9 protein-coding genes are annotated in these 14,950 nt (G+C 70.2%); 5 read left to right on the top strand and 4 right to left on the bottom strand.

The window, feature by feature from the left end; all coding sequences use genetic code 11:
• Nucleotides 1-95: 95 nt before the first annotated feature.
• From D7V80_RS23315 to D7V80_RS23305, 3 genes are all read left to right on the top strand, one after another.
• Nucleotides 96-650 carry a hypothetical protein gene (locus D7V80_RS23315; RefSeq protein WP_120590248.1) on the top strand — a complete coding sequence of 185 codons (555 nt, stop codon included), beginning with the start codon at nucleotides 96-98 and terminating at the stop codon, nucleotides 648-650.
• A gap of 132 nt (nucleotides 651-782) precedes the next feature.
• Complete coding sequence (locus D7V80_RS23310) at nucleotides 783-2,108, top strand: NAD(P)/FAD-dependent oxidoreductase (RefSeq protein WP_158616686.1); 1,326 nt, start codon at nucleotides 783-785, stop codon at nucleotides 2,106-2,108.
• Between the two features lie 85 nt (nucleotides 2,109-2,193).
• Nucleotides 2,194-3,636, top strand: coding sequence for a hypothetical protein (locus tag D7V80_RS23305; RefSeq protein WP_120590246.1), 1,443 nt, complete (start codon nucleotides 2,194-2,196; stop codon nucleotides 3,634-3,636).
• Here the strand turns inward: D7V80_RS23305 and D7V80_RS23300 are convergent.
• Both D7V80_RS23300 and D7V80_RS23295 read right to left on the bottom strand, forming a co-directional pair.
• Complete coding sequence (locus D7V80_RS23300) at nucleotides 3,626-4,714, bottom strand: EAL domain-containing protein (RefSeq protein WP_120590245.1); 1,089 nt, start codon at nucleotides 4,712-4,714, stop codon at nucleotides 3,626-3,628. The genes D7V80_RS23305 and D7V80_RS23300 overlap by 11 nt on opposite strands.
• A gap of 15 nt (nucleotides 4,715-4,729) precedes the next feature.
• Nucleotides 4,730-6,181 (bottom strand): LVIVD repeat-containing protein, encoded by a 1,452-nt coding sequence (locus D7V80_RS23295; protein ID WP_158616685.1) that lies wholly within the window; start codon nucleotides 6,179-6,181, stop codon nucleotides 4,730-4,732.
• Between the two features lie 183 nt (nucleotides 6,182-6,364).
• On the opposite strand from D7V80_RS23295, the gene D7V80_RS23290 reads away from it, so the two are divergent.
• Nucleotides 6,365-9,961: a PD40 domain-containing protein gene (locus D7V80_RS23290; RefSeq protein WP_120590243.1), complete on the top strand. Its 3,597-nt coding sequence runs from the start codon at nucleotides 6,365-6,367 to the stop codon at nucleotides 9,959-9,961.
• Nucleotides 9,962-9,964: 3 nt separating this feature from the next.
• Here the strand turns inward: D7V80_RS23290 and D7V80_RS23285 are convergent, their stop codons facing one another.
• Nucleotides 9,965-10,435 (bottom strand): hypothetical protein, encoded by a 471-nt coding sequence (locus D7V80_RS23285; RefSeq protein WP_120590249.1) that lies wholly within the window; start codon nucleotides 10,433-10,435, stop codon nucleotides 9,965-9,967.
• 325 nt (nucleotides 10,436-10,760) lie between these two features.
• On the opposite strand from D7V80_RS23285, the gene D7V80_RS23280 reads away from it, so the two are divergent.
• Nucleotides 10,761-12,581, top strand: coding sequence for a CotH kinase family protein (locus tag D7V80_RS23280; protein ID WP_120590242.1), 1,821 nt, complete (start codon nucleotides 10,761-10,763; stop codon nucleotides 12,579-12,581).
• A gap of 3 nt (nucleotides 12,582-12,584) precedes the next feature.
• Here D7V80_RS23280 and pbpC read toward each other — a convergent pair whose 3' ends face one another.
• A complete protein-coding gene (pbpC, locus tag D7V80_RS23275; RefSeq protein WP_120590241.1) occupies nucleotides 12,585-14,945 on the bottom strand; it encodes a penicillin-binding protein 1C in 2,361 nt (786 codons plus the stop codon).
• Nucleotides 14,946-14,950: the final 5 nt, after the last annotated feature.

Here is a 14,950-nt window from a genome sequence, read left to right as displayed (position 1 = left end):
CCTGTCCCCCACTCCCATCACCCCTAGCTTTTTCCCAGCGGGGAGCCCCGAGGGTGCCGCCCCGTCCCACTCACACATCATCCGGGAGAGATTCCATGAAGAAGCTCATTGGGGTTTTCGCGTCCGTGGCGCTGCTGGGTTCGGGTGTGGCCTTTGCCCAGGACAGCGCGACGCAGGGCTCGCAGCAGCCGTCGACGTCGTCCGGCAGCATGCAGGGCTCCTCCGAGAGCACGGGCGGCTCGGGGTCGTCGAGCATGATGGGCTCGAACGAGCTGACGGGCAAGGTCGTCAAGAGCGACAGCAAGAAGGTCTACATCAGCAGCACCAGCGGCGCGGTGGTGCCCCTGGAGGTCGACAAGAACACGCAGTTCACCGACCCGAGCATGAAGAACGCCAAGAGCCTGAAGGAGGGCCAGGAGATCCGCGCCAGCTTCCAGGTGAAGGACGAGAAGAACATGGCGACCAGCATCTCGCCGAGCTCGGGCACGGGCGGCTCGGGCACCGACCCGATGGCGCCGGACTCGTCCATCAACGAGGGCACGGGCGGCTCGGGCATGGATGACAAGAGCCATGACATGGGCAACGACTCCACGATGAACCCGGACACGGGCTCCAGCACGGGTTCCAGCAGCTCGCCGAAGACCTACTAGCACCGCCACTCCCCTCCCCTGGTCCTCTCCCGCCTGGGAGGGGAATCCCGGCTCGCGGCCCCCGTTCTCCGGTGGGCCGCGGGCGTCTTTCCATGGATGGGCGCTTCCGCGCGCGGCGGAAGCAGGAGCGGCATGGACCACGAGGCGGATGTCGTCATCCTGGGGGCCGGCGCCGCGGGGCTCGCCGCGGCCGAACGATTGATGAGCCAGGGCCTGCGGGTCCTCGTCCTGGAGGCGCGCGACCGCGTGGGCGGCCGCGTGGCGACGCTCCGGGACACGGTGGCGGACGTGCCCCTGGAGCTGGGCGCGGAGTTCGTCCATGGCAAGCCCGCCAGCCTGAGCCGGCGCATCCACCGGGCAGGCCTGACGGTGAGCCCCTGCAACGACACGCATGCGCTCCTGTGGCGAGGGAAGCTGGGGGATGGGGAGGACGCCTTCGCGTTCCAGGAGCCCCTGATGTCCGCGAAGGGGCCGGACCGCCCCATGACAGCGTGGGTCGCGGAGCAGGCGCGCATCCACCGGTGGCCGCCCATCGTGTGCGCGATGGCGCGTTCGTACGTCCGGGGCTTCTACGCGGCGGATCCGGACGTCGCGAGCACGCTCGCCATCGCGCGGATGGAGCGGACCGCTGACGCGTCCGGGGGCACGACGCCTTCGCGCGTGCTGGAGGGGTATGACCGCGTGCCGCATGCGATGGCCGCGAAGCTGTTCGCGAAGCCGGACACGCTGTTCCTCAACGCCGTGGCCGAGGAGGTGCGCTGGAGACCGGGCTCGGTCCTCGTGCGGGCCCGGACCCGGCAGGGCACTCCGCTCGGGACGTTCCGGGGGAAGCATGCGGTGGTGACGCTTCCCGTGGGCGTGTTGCAGGCGAAGCCGCCCGCTCCAGGTGCCGTGCGCTTCGTGCCTCGTGTGCGGGAGCAGGAGCGGGCCTGGAACCGGTTGGCCATGGGCTCCCTGGTGAAGGTCCTCTTGCGCTTCCGCTCGGCGTTCTGGCGCGAGCAGGAGGCCACCGCGCGCTTCGGCTTCTTCCACGTACCCGCGTCCGCGTTCCCCACGTGGTGGACGCTGTCGCCCCACCGGCGCACGCGGCACCTGGTGGGCTGGAGTGGAGGCCCTACCGCCGCGTCGCTGTCCCGCTCGAGCGAGAAGGTGGTGCTGGGACGCGCCCTCCAGGGGCTGTCCCAGCTCTTCCATCTCTCCGTGCGGGAGCTGCACGCGCGGTTGGAAGCGTGGCACGTGCAGGACTGGCAGGCGGAGCCGTACACGCGCGGGGGCTACGCGGTCATCCCTTCGGGCGCAATGGACGCCGTCGAGGCACTCGCAAGGCCCGTGGGCCGGACGCTCTTCTTCGCTGGCGAGGCCACGCATGCGGGCGGCGATGAGGGCACCGTGCATGGCGCGCTCGAGACGGGCCGCCGCGCGGCGGACGAGCTGCTGGCACGGCGCTCGAAAGCTTGAGCCCTTGTCGTCCTCCTGGCGGAGGAGCGAGCGGAGGGGCGCTGGTCGCGATGTGGAAGCGTTCGCGCGTGGACATCTTCAGGGCATGCGCCTCTGGATTGCCATCGTCGCGGGATTGAGCATGGGCCAGTCGTACGACCCGGAGCCGTTGCCTCCGGATGATCCGTCCGTGAGGGACCCCGCCGCCGCCGCTCTGCAGGATGCCTATGAGCAGGCCGCGGATGACCGGAACGGTGCGCGTCCGCCACAGGGCTACGGCCTCCAGGCGCCGTCGGATCCGACCGAGGGCAACTATCACTCGCTGACGCCCCTGATGTCCGATGGCAACCCGCCGGTCACCTCGGGCGAGGTCGCGGTCCAGCAGTCCCAGACGTATGTGCCGCCGCCCGTCCCCACCGTCTTCGAGCAGCAGCCCGCCGCGGGTGAGGCGACGGAGACGGAGGCCGCGCAGCCCCAGACGGGCACGGGAGGCGCTGGAACCGCGGGGAGCGCGACGGAGCAGCCCGCCACGGGTTCAGGAGCGGCCGGAACGACTTCGCCCCCGGGTGGAACGACTGCGGGGCAGCCCGCCACGGGCGCGGGTGCCGCGGGGACTGCGCCGGCCTCCGGCACTGCCGAGGCGAATGCCCCTGGCTTTGGCGGCGCCTACGACACGGGCACGACCTCGTCGGCGGCTCCGAGCAACGTCGCTCCGGGCGAGGCACCGCTGGATACGTCAAGCGTGACGGTGCAGGAGCCGGGGACCGCGACGGGTGGCGCGGGTGCGGCCGGGACGACGGGAACCGCCACGCAGCCTCCTGCAACGGGCGGCGCAGGTGCAGCCGGCACTACGGAAACCGGAACCACCACGCCGAGTTCCGCGACGGGTGGCGCGGGTACGACGGGAACTGGCACTGCCGCTCCGACGGGTGCGACGGCGCCGGCTCAGGCGCCTTCGGATCAGACGACACAGGCCCCTCAGGGAGTGCAGGGACAGGCGCAGACCACGCAGGCGCCCCAGGGAGCGCAGGGGCAGGACCAGGCGGCGCAGGCCGCCGCGGCCAATGAGGAAGTGACGCGTCTGCGCCAGCGCATCGCGGACCTGGAGCAGGAGATGGAAGCCCGCGACACGCGCGCCACCGAGCGCACCCAGGCCGTGCAGACCCAGGTGGACACGCACGAGCAGCGCGCCTACGAGGCCGAACGTGCCCGTCAGCAGCGGCTGGCGCGGATCCAATCCGGCGGCCAGTGGATGCTCGCGGCGGATCAAGCGCTGGAACAGGGCGAGCTGGACGTGGACAACGCCCTCGACATCGCCGACGAGGACTTCGCCGTCGTGCGCCAGAGCGCCTCGTCCTTCGGGCAGGGCGGCGTCGTGGTCCAGGCCGAGCGCATCCGCGCGCAGATCGCCTACGCCCGGGATGCCGCCAACCGCCGGGACATCTACGCCGCGCGCCTCGCCCTGCAGAGCGCGGGCGAGGAGCTGCGGCTCGCGCGCGCCGCGAGCCTGGAGCGCTCGGGGACGTCCAACTCCCTGCTCAATCCGTGATGCGCGGGGTGGTGCTCACCGGTGCGCCCGCGGGCTTCGCGATGAGGTAGCCCTGCACGAAGTCCACGCCGTGCCGGCGCACCCAGGACAGCTCCTCGGGCGTCTCGATGCCCTCGGCCACCGTCTGGATCCCGAGCTGCCGGGCGATCTCCAGCAGCTTCTGCACGATGGACGCCTTGTAGGGGTCCGCGTGGACGCCCCGCACCAGCTCCATGTCCAGCTTCATGAACTCCGGCCGGAGCTGGTGGATGAGGTTCAGCGACGAGTAGCCCGCGCCCAGGTCGTCCAGCGCCACCTTGAAGCCCGCCGCGCGGTAGAAGTCCACGATGGCGCGCAGGTGCGCCGCGTTCGCGGCCCGGTCGGATTCGATGATCTCGAAGACGACGTGCGACTCCGGGATGCCCGACTCGCGGATGGCCGCCGCCGTGGAGCGCAGGCAGTAGGCCGGATCGTAGATGGCCGTGGGCGTGAAGTTGATGAACAGGTGCGTGCTCAGCTGGTGCCGCACCGCCTCGCGGATGGCGGTGGTGCGCGCGGCCAGGTCCAGCTGGAACAGCAGGTCCGCCTCGCGCGCCGTGTCGAACATCCGGTTCGGGGGCACCAGCGCCCCGTCCCGGTCCCGGCCTCGCAGGAGCGCCTCGTGCGCGAAGACGCGCGAGGTGTCCTGCGCATGGACGATGGGCTGGAAGAACGTGGTGAGCCGCGACTCCGCCAGCATGTCCACCAGCCACCCGGACTGATGCAGCGTGGTGAGCCGCTGCAGTGAGTCCACGCGCGGAAAGTCCGCCATGCCGGGCTCGCCGTCGCCCTCGACGAAGAGGGCGCGCGTGCCCCGCACCTCCTCCGCCGTCAGCACGTTGGGGAGGCTCGCGGAGAGCTTCCGCAGGCCGCCCTCCCCCATCCCCACCACGACACACTGAACGTCGGTGCGCAGCTGGAAGGTGCCCCCCGAATCACGCAGGTGGGCCACCAGCTTGCCCAGGCTGTGGCCCAGCGGCGGCCACAGGAAGAGACGCCCCGGTGCGTCCGGCGTCTCGGGCAGGGTCTGGCAGCGGCCACATCCGTTCAACGGGGTCATGACACAGCCTCGGCGTCACGGGGTGTGGCGGAAGATGAGCAGCCCGCGCGTCGTGTCCCACCCATACACCAGCCCGTCCGCGACATGAATGCCCTGCAGGCCGTCGAAGTAGCTCTTGCCCCGGCCCGCGTCCGTCTCATTCCAGCTGTTGAAGTACCCGGCGGCCTTCGGCGTCCCCAGCGTGGACACGTCGTACACCCGCAGGCCGTCCTGGTAGTTGGCCACGTAGAGCGTGGTGCCCGACAGGACCATGCCGCCCAGCGTCGCCTCGGGCCGCAGCGGCAGTTCGCCGCGCTGCACGATGGCCGTCGGGTTCGTGGCGTCCAGCGCCAGGATGGAAGAGCCCCAGGCGTCAGAGCCCTGGTAGACGACCGTGGAGTCCCCCAGCCTGCCCACCGCCAGGGCGCTGGTGGAGGGCCCGGGGAAGCGGCCCAGGAGCTTGGGCAACTTCGTCGTCGTCGCCAGGGGCGAAAGGTCCGTCACCGTCACGCCGTAGCTCCAGTTGCTCACGTACAGGCGGTTGTCCTGCACCGCCAGGGCGTAGGGGTACTCGCTCAGGTCGGGCGAGGAGCCCTCCACCGTGTAGCGCACCACGAGGGTCGGCGCGGACGGCTGGGTCACGTCCAGGATGACGATGTCCGACTTGGGCAGGGGCGACGCCACGTAAAGCAGGTTGCCGTCCTTCACCATGCTGTCCACGCGCACCGACAGGTCCGCCAGCACCGTCTTGTCGCAGGTGGGGACCTCCGGTTTGGCGAGGTCGCAGATGCGGATGCCCTTCGCGTAGGTGCCCAGGTAGAGCGTCGTGCCGCTGAGGAGCGTGCTGGAGAACGTCTCTGATGGGAACTTCTGCTCGGACACCAGCGTCGGGTGCGCGGGGTCCTTCACGTCGTAGACGAACAGGCCCTCGCTGCCGGCGATGACGTACGCGTAGCCGTTCGCGACCGCCACGCCGTTGGCGGCGCCGCGGGGCATCACGCCCTGGCCCAGGAACTCCACGCGGTCGGACTCGGCCTCGCCCTCGCGACGCACGACGCGCCTGGCGGTGAAGGTGCCCTGGCTCACCGTCGCGCCATTGCCGCACACGCGAACCACGCCCAGCACCTCGTTGGGCCCGGAAGCCTTGCAGCCGGCGAACGCGTAGCGCACCGTCGAGCCTTCCGTGCTGCCCGCCACGTCGCTGGCCAGGAAGAAGGTGTCCGGCGTGACTTGCTTCGTCGTCATCGCCAGGCCGATGAGGAGCGGATCGCCGGGCGAGAACCGGATGGACGAAGGGCCCGAGTAGCCGTCGTTCAGGTTGATGTTGGCGTTCCAGACGCCTTCCGCCTGGACGACACTCAACGTCGACCTGTCACAACCGGTCAGGTCGATGGCTTCAAGCTGACACTCGGCCTTGTTGTCGGAACTGTCCTTGCCACAACCGAAGGCGAGGAGCGCGGTAGCGGCGACGAGAGGGAGACGATTCATTCCCTCCTCCATACCGGGCCATCCCGACCGCCGCCAAGTCCCCCGGCGTGCACAGAGCGAGAAGGGCCGGGACGTCCACCGCAACGCAAAGAAACAAAAGGACCGCTTGTGCGTTTCCGGTGGGAGAGGGAGCCTTCCGCCAGGCCCCTGATAGCCTGTCTCCTCGCCGTACCGAGGTGCTTTTTGAACCCCCGTCCGCACGTGATCGCCGTGCTGCTGGCGCTGCTCCTGCCGGAGCTCGCGCTGGCCCAGGTTTTCGTCGTTCCCCGCCGCGCGGGGAAGACGCCCGTGAACAGCTACGAGTTCGAGTGGCGGCATGTCGACATCCTCGTGGGCCCCGCCGCTACCGGCCTGGCGAAGCCCGCGGACCACACCGCCCATGAGAACCCGCCCGGCACGCAGGGCGGCCCCAATCCGCAGGCGCCCACCACGTCGTCCCAGACGGGCGACATGCAGTCCCCGCCGGGCGGCCCGGAGGTCACCCCTTCCGGCAACGTGACCATGGCGCCGCCGGGGGAGGCGAAGCCCCCGTCCGAAGGCATCGCGCTCGACATGGGCGCGTCCGACGCCGGCATCCCGCCGACCGTCACGGGCCTTCCCGACGGCGGCATCCCGCCCCCGGGCGTGGTGGCGCTGGCGGACGGCGGCACGGCGGGCGACGCGGGCACGCTCGCGGGCGTCATTGGCGCGGACGGCGGCGCGGACGGTGGCGCGGTGTTCTCCGGCGCGCCGCTGATGCTGGGCAGCTCCGACGCCGGCTTCAAATACACCTACGCGAAGGACCTGGGCGCGAAGACGGGCGGCGTGCGCTTCTACTTCTACGAGCGCGAGCGCGAGGTGGCCGAGCGGGCCGCGCCCATCATCGAGGAGGCGTACCGGTACCTGGTGGATCAGTTCAAGTACGTCCCCACGGAGACGTTCCCGTACATCCTCTACAGCAGCTACGCGGAGTTCCTGCAGACGAACGTGTTCGCGGTCTCCGAGGGCACGCTGGGCGTCACCTCCACGGAGGACCTGAAGCTGTCCCTGCCGTACCTGGGCGACCACCACCTCTTCGAGGAGGTCAGCACGCACGAACTGGCGCACCAGTTCACCATCCAGAAGGTGCGCACCGTGGCCGAGCAGGCCAAGACGTTCGGCGACCCGCTGGGCGGCTATCCGCTGTGGTTCATCGAAGGTCTGGCGGAGTTCTACGCCAAGCGCGGCCTGGACCCCGAGGCGGAGATGATGGTGCGGGACCTGCTGGTGAACCCGGACCTGATGAAGGGCTATGCCTTCCTCGACTTCTTCTCCCCCGGGCCGTACGGCTACCTGTGGATCTACAAGGTCGGTCAGGCGCGCGTGGCGTTCCTGGAGGACGAGTACGGCGCGGGCATCACCCAGCGGCTCCTGGAAGAGGCGCCCCGGCTGGTGGGCGGCTCGCGCGATTCCCCGTCGCTCAAGTTCGAGGAGCTGCTGGAGCGGCTGACGGGGGATGACCCCAAGCGCATCTCCGCGCGGTTCGAGAACTGGCTCAAGCGCCGGGCGTTCAAGACGTACCTGGACTCGTCGCAGACGGCGCCCGCGCTGGACTCGCTGGGCGAGACGCCGGGAATCGTGACGGCGTTCGCCAGCGGTCCGGACGGCAACGTGCTGGCGCTGCGCACCATCGTGCCGGAGACGGGCGAGAGCCGGCTGTACCTCACGGATCCGCGCACGCCGGGCAAGACGGTGAAGGTGGTGGGTGACGGCGTGCCGGGCGTGGAGTCCCTGCACCCGGTGTCCGGCCGCAACTTCGCGCTGACCAAGGACAAGCTCGCGTTCGTGGCGGAGCGCACCGGACGCGACGTGCTGTACGTGCAGGACTACGTGCACCTCTCCGAGAAGCGGGCCACGGACGTGCTGGTGCGGCGCTCGGCGGTGCGCACGGGCATTGGCACGGAGGTGGGGCTCAACGTGAAGCTGGAGACAGGGGACCGGCGCGCGTACCGCGTCGACAAGCAGGGCGTGCTGGCCATCTACTCGCCGGCCTTCTCCCCGGACGGCCGCTACATCGCGTTCATCGGCATCAACGACGCGGGCCTGCGCGACCTGTACCTGGTGGACCTCACGCAGGGCGAGGACGCGAAGATCCGCAAGCTCACCGACGACGTCTTCGCGGAGCGCCACGTCACCTGGGGCCCGTCCGGCATCATCTACACGTCCGACGCGACGTCGCACCGCAAGTACAACCTCTTCCGCATCAAGCCGGACGCGCCGGCGGGACAGGCCGAGCGGCTCACCAGCGAGGACCGCGACGAGGCGGATCCGCTGGCGCTGCCGGACGGCCGCGTGTTCTTCGTGGCCTACAACAACAGCAGCTCCGACCTGCACGAGCGGCTGGCGGATGGCCGCATCGTGCGGCGCACCGACCTGGTGACGGGCGTCTTCGAGCCGGGCCCCGGCCCCGACGGCGGCCTGTGGATGCTCTTCCACATGAGCGGTGAGCGGAAGCCGTCCCTCCTGCGTCCGCCGCGCATGCTGTCGCTGGAGAGCGCGAAGGAACCGGCGGCGGATCCGCCCTCACCGCTGGCGCTCCGGCCCCTCACCGACGCGCAGAACTACAGGCCCTTCACCCGGGAGAACATCGAGCTGGGGCCCATCTTCGGCTTCGCGGGCGCGGGCGGTGGCGGCTTCGTGGGCCAGGTGTTCGCGTCCGCCTCCGACCGGCTGCGCGACCACCAGATGGTCCTCACGCTGGCGGTGTACGGCTCCTTCGAGCTGACGGACGGTCTGCTGCTCTACATCAACGACGAGAAGCGCACCACGTGGGGCGCCGGTCTGTTCCAGTCGCTGCGCTTCCGCGTGGACAAGACGTTCGACAACCTGCCGCCGGAGCAGCGGCCGTTCTTCGTGTCGTCGGAGCGCTACTTCGGCGCGTTGGGCAGCCTGCGCTACCCGCTCAGCACCTTCTTCTACCTCCAGGGCGACCTGAGCATCGGCGGCACGAAGTACTTCCTGGATGACTACAGCGAGTTCTACCTGGCGTTCCCGGAGCGCAACGAGTCGAACATGGAGCTCCTGTCCGCGTGGCGCGCGGACAACCAGCACATCCGCTTCCAGACGGAGCTGAGCGGGCGCGTTGGCTACGACAGCATCAAGTACCACTACGCGACGGGGCCGCTCGCGGGCAGCTCCGTGCTGCTGGAGGGCACCCTCGGCGTGCAGCCCTTCGACGGACAGGCGTACGGCAACCTGCGCCTGGACGCGGAGCGGTACTTCCCCATCTACGGCCGCACCAACTTCTTCGCGCGCCTGGGCGCGGGCACCACGGCGGGCGGCCGCTACGCGCGCTCCTATTACCTGTCCAGCTTCGACACCCTGCGCGGCGTGAACTTCGGCGACGAGCGGTGGCTGCTGGGCCAGCACTTCGTCTACTCCACGCTGGAGGCGCAGCTGCCCCTCAACGACATCATCCGGGTGGCCTTCCTGAGCGACCTGGAGGCCATCGCCGCGGTGGACCTGGGCGGCGTGGGCGAAAGCGCGAGGGACCTCTGGGACCACCGCGTGCTCAACGCCGTCGTCGGCTTCAACCTGTCGCTGGGGCCCCTGCTGTTGCGCCTGCACTTCGCGAAGCCCTTCGACATCAACGCCGCCGCGGGCATGCCCGACGAGGGCTGGGTGACGAACTTCTCCATCGGCGTCGCCGGCCTCAACGGCTTCTTCGACACCAGGGGCGACCGCAGGCCGGGCTCGCCCACGCCGGGTCCGGCGCTGATGCCTGCCCTGGGCGGCGGCTACACCACGCCCATGGTGCACTGAGGATCAGGACTGCGCGGCGACGAGGGCGGCGTTGGCGCGAGCCAGCGGCCCCCCGTCGTTGGGGATGCGCTCGAAGTCTCCGCGCAGGGCCTTGATGGCGAACTTCTCCAGGTCAATCTCCCGGCGGGTGCGCACGCCCAGCGCTCGCACCAGCACGGAGAGGGGCCCGAAGCCGGTGAGGCCGTGCTGGAGGAGCAGGGCCAGGGTGACGCCGCCAAGCACGCGCAAGCCCCGGCCGGATTTGCTGCCCAGCAGCAGGCCTCCGAGCGCCAGCGCGGGGACGCCCACGACCAGCGTCCGGTGCACGTCCCACTCGTGCTCCAGCTTCTCGAGGTACCGGCTCATCTCCGAGCGGTCCCCCTGCTCCGCCATGTAGCGGACACACGACTCCACATGGGCGTCGATGCGTTGGTTCATCGTGGAAGGCGCGTGGGCGCGCACGGCATCGGTCGAGGTCTGGTTCCAGGACTCCATCATCACTCCCTTGACGGACTTGGGCCGTCCTCCAGCCTGCTCTCAGGAAAGCTAGGTCCGCCGGACAGGTCCGTGCACAGCTCGGCCTCCGGCGGCCGTCGCCCGGCTGCCCACCCCGGGGGCGATGACGCCTGCCTCTCCTGTCGTGGAGGGCAGACAGGCAGGCTTGGGATGGGCAGGCGAGCATTCCGGGGAGGGAAAGAGTTTTCCGTCCGCTGGGCGCTCCAGGGCCCATGTGTCGCCCCTGTGGACTTCCTCGCTGGCGACCGGCGGTTCCTTCCGCCTCCCTGGCAGGGAGGCATGGGCCTTGCTCAGGGGACGGCTGATGCGTCTACGACTCCTGCTCAGCCTCTCGATGCTGCTGGCCGCCTGTGGTGCCGGAACATCGGATCCCGATGACCCGCTGCCCTCCGTGACCGACCCCGGCATCACGGACCCCAACACGCCGGACTCCGGTGCTCCTGACGCGGGCACCCCGGATGCCGGGGCTTCCGACGGTGGCTCCGTGGATGCGGGCACCGCCCCCGGGGATGGCGGGAGCGCGGATGCCGGCACGGATCCGCAGCCTGTTCCGGAGGTGGAGCGGCCCTACACGCTGCCGAAGCTCCAGACGGCGCTGCCGGAGTACGCGCTGATCATGCCTCCGGAGACGCTGGAGATGTTCATGAAGTACCCGTTGACCGAGGAGCAGGACGCGACGTTCCAGGCGAACGGCAAGACGTTCCCGGTGAAGGTGCGGCTGCGCGGCGCCTCCGCGCGCTACTTCGACAAGAAGAGCTGGAACGTCAGCTTCGCGGACAAGGACAAGTTCGAGGGCCGCACGTCGCTCAACCTCATCGCCGAGTACGCCGACGCGTCGATGATCGCGGAGAAGATCTCCTACGACCTGCTGGCGGCGATGCGGGTGCCGGCGTCGAAGGCGACGTTCGTGCGGCTCTCCGTCAATGGCCAGTACGCGGGCGTGTTCCTGGAGGTGGAGCAGGTCAACAAGGCCTTCGTCAAGGCGCGGCAGTTCCCGGACGACGACGCGTCCATCTACCGCGCTGGCTGGAAGGACACGGAGTTCAAGACGTGGAAGGTGCCCTACCAGGGCGACTGGGTGAAGAAGACGAACGAGAGCGAGCCCGACGACGCGCTGTGGGAGGTGCTGGACGTCATCAACCACACGCCGGAGCCGCAGCTGGTGGCCGCGCTGGAGAAGAACCTGGAGCTTGAGTCCTACGTGCGCTCCATGGTGCTGGACGCGCTGATGTCCAACAACTTCGTGGAGGACTCCGAGAGCTACTTCATGCACGACGACATCACCGGGCGCTGGCGCTACGTGCCCTGGGACCTGAACAACGTCGATGCTCGCTGGTGGTACACGAACACGGTGGAGGACCAGTCCGTCTCCACGAACAACATGAAGCACCCGCTGTTCAACTTCACGCTGCTGGATGGCTGGGTGGAGAAGATGTACCAGCAGCGCAAGCTGGAGCAGGGGAGCTACCCGGGCTACCTGCCGACGTTCTCCAACATGGGCACGCGCGTGGTGCTGAACCCCGTGCTGCGCGCCCGCCTGGAGGCGCGGCTGGACAAGGCGCTGGACGAGCTCTTCACCTCGAAGGTGATGGACCCGTACATCGACCAGCTCCATGCGCTCATCGACGCGTCCATGAAGACCGACCCGTACATGGACTACGCGAAGTTCAGCGCGGGCAAGGCGTACATGAAGCGCTTCGTGAAGTTCCGCCGTGAGTTCGTGATGGCGGAGGTGAAGCGGCTGAAGGCGACTCAGTCCACGCTGGTGATGCAGGCGTTCGACCCGCGCGAGGGCTGGGTGGAGGTGGCCAACCACGGCAAGGAGCCTGTGTCGCTCCAGGGCATGACGCTGACCACGAACCTGCGGGTGAGCCTGGCGGGCGGAGACTACGCGCCCACCATCGTGAAGGCCCCCATCGGCGCGGTGCTGGGCAACACGACGGTGGCCCCGGGGCAGACGGTGCGGCTCACGGCCGCCTCGCTGGGCATCACCTTCCCCGCCAAGGGCGAGGTGGGCCTGTTCGATGGCAAGTCAGTGGTGGGCATGAAGGACGCGCTGTTCTACGGCGAGCTGCCCGCGGGCAAGCACTACGCCCGCGGCGCGGAGGGCTGGGAGGTGCGCTGAGCCCTACTGCCGCTCGCGCACCACCAGCGTCCGGCGAGCGGTGAGGCCTCGGTCGTCGGTGACGAGGATGTCGTGCGTGCCCACGCTCGGCTTCCACCACAGGCGCTCCGCGGCCTTCGCCGTTCCCAGGACGGCGCCGTCCACGAACCACGTCAGCTCCCGGTCGTGCGCGGCCTCCGCCTCCAGGGGGATCTTCTGCTCCTCCGTGTTCATGCCCGGGATGAGCAGCGCCACCGTCCCTTCCGGTGGCGAGAGGATGGTCGGCGTGTCGCGCTCGCCTCCCGCGACGCAGCCGGGTGCCAGGGGCGGCGGTTCGGGCAACTGACGCTGCTGCTCCGCGAGCCACCGGCGCAGGCTGGAGGGCCAGGTCAGGTACACGCGCGACTCCGTCTTGCGCCCATCCCGGCACCCCGGCCCCACCGCCAGCCCCGATGCCACGTCCACCTCCACGCGGTGGTGGTACGGACACGGTGTCGTTGGCACCGCCGTGCGCACCGCGTCCACCCGCTTGCGCTGCATGCACGCGTCCGTGGGCAGGTGCCCCGAGTACGCGCACACCTCCACGCCCACCAGGTCCTTCGGCGGCGCGGTGTCCTCCTCCTGCACCGCCGTGCCTCGCGGGCCGATGCCTTCCAGGATGTCGAACAGCAGCGGGGCCGCGTTCTCCGCGCCCACCAGGTGCACGCTCGACGCGTGGTCGAAGTTGCCCAGCCACACCACCGCCGTGTGCTTCGGACCGGAGCCCGCCGCCCACGCATCCCGATTGCCGAAGCTCGTGCCCGTCTTCCAGTGCACCCGCGCCGGCAACCCCGTGAGCCGCCGCCGCTCCGGGAAGTCCGGCCGATCCCTCAACGCCAACGCCTGCCGCGTCAGCCACGCCGCTCCCGGCGACACCAGTGCCTGCGCCTTCTTCGACGCCCTGTCCTGCGCCAGCACCCGCAGCGGACGCACCTGCCCATCTCCCGCCAGCGCCAGGTACACGCCCGTCAACTCCAGCGGCGTCAGCTCCAGGCCGCCCACCGCCGCGGACAGGCCGTAGTGCCCCGGCCGCGGATCCAGGCTGTTGACGCCCGCCTGCCGCAGCGAACCCAGGAAGCCCTCCACGCCCAGCCGCTCCAGCAGCCGCACGAACGGCAGGTTGAGCGACTGCGACAGCGCGGACTCCATCCGCACCAGCCCCAGGAACCGCCCGTCGAAGTTGCGCGGCTGGTAGCCGCCGTACGCCACCGGGATGTCCGGCACCAGCGTCTCCGGCCCCACCAGGCCTTGATCAATCCCCAGCGCATACAAGAGCGGCTTGAGCGCCGACCCCGGCGAGCGAGGCGTGGCGAAGCCGATGATCTGCCCGCCGTGCCGGGCATCGAAGAAGTCGAAGTTCCCCACCAGCGCGCGCACCTCGCCCGTCTCCCGGTCCGCCACCACCGCCGCGCCGTTGTGGATGCCCTGCCGATCCAACCGCCGGGCCGCTTCGCCCAGCGTGCGCTCCACGAACCGCTGCGTGCCCGCGTCCAGCGTCGTCGCCAGCCACGTCTCTCCGGGCCGCTGCGCCTTGAGCCACACCGCCGCGTGCGGCGCTTCCCTCGGAAACGGCGTGAGCACGTCCGGCACCGTCGTCGCCCGCACCTCCGCCAGCACCGTGTCGGCCGCGACGCCCTCCACGGCCAGCCCCCCGGACGCCAGGAGCCTCCGGGCAATGTCGTCCCGGGCCGAGCGCAGCCGCTCCTGGTTCTCCGGCGACGGAAAGCGCCGGTTCGGGTTCTGCGGCACCGCCAGCAGCGTGGCGATCTCCGCCGGGCTCAGGTGCTGGGCGGTGTGCCCGAAGTACGCGAGCGCCGCCGCCTCCACGCCCTCCACGTTGCGCCCGTAGGGCACGAACTGGAGGTACGCCTCCAGCACCTCCTGCTTGGACAACCGCGCCTCCAGCTGGGCGGCGCGGAACGACTCAATCACCTTCGAGGTGAACGTGCGGGGACGGGGCTCCAGCACGCGCACCAGCTGCATCGTCAACGTGGAAGCCCCCGACACCCGCCGCCCCCGGCTCAGGTTGAGCCCGAGGGCGCGCAGGGCCGCGAGCGGATCCACGCCCGGGTGCTGGAAGAACCGCTTGTCCTCCAGCGCCAGGAGGGCGCGGACATAGGCCCGGTCGACGCGGTCCTTCGGCGCGGGGATGCGCCACCGCTCATCCGGGGCGAGGAAGACGTACGCGGGCGCCCCGTCCCGGTACGCCATCACCACCGAGGGGGGCGCCGCCAAACGCTCCGGCAACGGCACCCACCAGGCCGCCGCGAGGCCCGCGCCCAACAGCACGAGCCCCGCCAGCGCCACCCCCGCCCACTTCCTCACGTTGAGACGCATGCGACGCATGGGGC

It is taken from the genome of Corallococcus sp. CA054B (genome assembly GCF_003611625.1).
Taxonomy (GTDB): domain Bacteria; phylum Myxococcota; class Myxococcia; order Myxococcales; family Myxococcaceae; genus Corallococcus; species Corallococcus coralloides.
This window is presented reverse-complemented; position numbering and strand designations above follow the sequence as displayed.

What these genes read in the sequence shown, in the direction of transcription:
- pbpC (WP_120590241.1), bottom strand. Translation starts at nt 14,945, where the DNA reads ATGCGTCGCATGCGTCTCAACGTGAGGAAGTGGGCGGGGGTGGCGCTG.
- D7V80_RS23305 (WP_120590246.1), top strand. Translation starts at nt 2,194, where the DNA reads ATGCGCCTCTGGATTGCCATCGTCGCGGGATTGAGCATGGGCCAGTCG.
- D7V80_RS23295 (WP_158616685.1), bottom strand. Translation starts at nt 6,181, where the DNA reads ATGAATCGTCTCCCTCTCGTCGCCGCTACCGCGCTCCTCGCCTTCGGT.
- D7V80_RS23315 (WP_120590248.1), top strand. Translation starts at nt 96, where the DNA reads ATGAAGAAGCTCATTGGGGTTTTCGCGTCCGTGGCGCTGCTGGGTTCG.
- D7V80_RS23300 (WP_120590245.1), bottom strand. Translation starts at nt 4,714, where the DNA reads ATGACCCCGTTGAACGGATGTGGCCGCTGCCAGACCCTGCCCGAGACG.
- D7V80_RS23280 (WP_120590242.1), top strand. Translation starts at nt 10,761, where the DNA reads ATGCGTCTACGACTCCTGCTCAGCCTCTCGATGCTGCTGGCCGCCTGT.
- D7V80_RS23285 (WP_120590249.1), bottom strand. Translation starts at nt 10,435, where the DNA reads ATGGAGTCCTGGAACCAGACCTCGACCGATGCCGTGCGCGCCCACGCG.
- D7V80_RS23310 (WP_158616686.1), top strand. Translation starts at nt 783, where the DNA reads ATGGACCACGAGGCGGATGTCGTCATCCTGGGGGCCGGCGCCGCGGGG.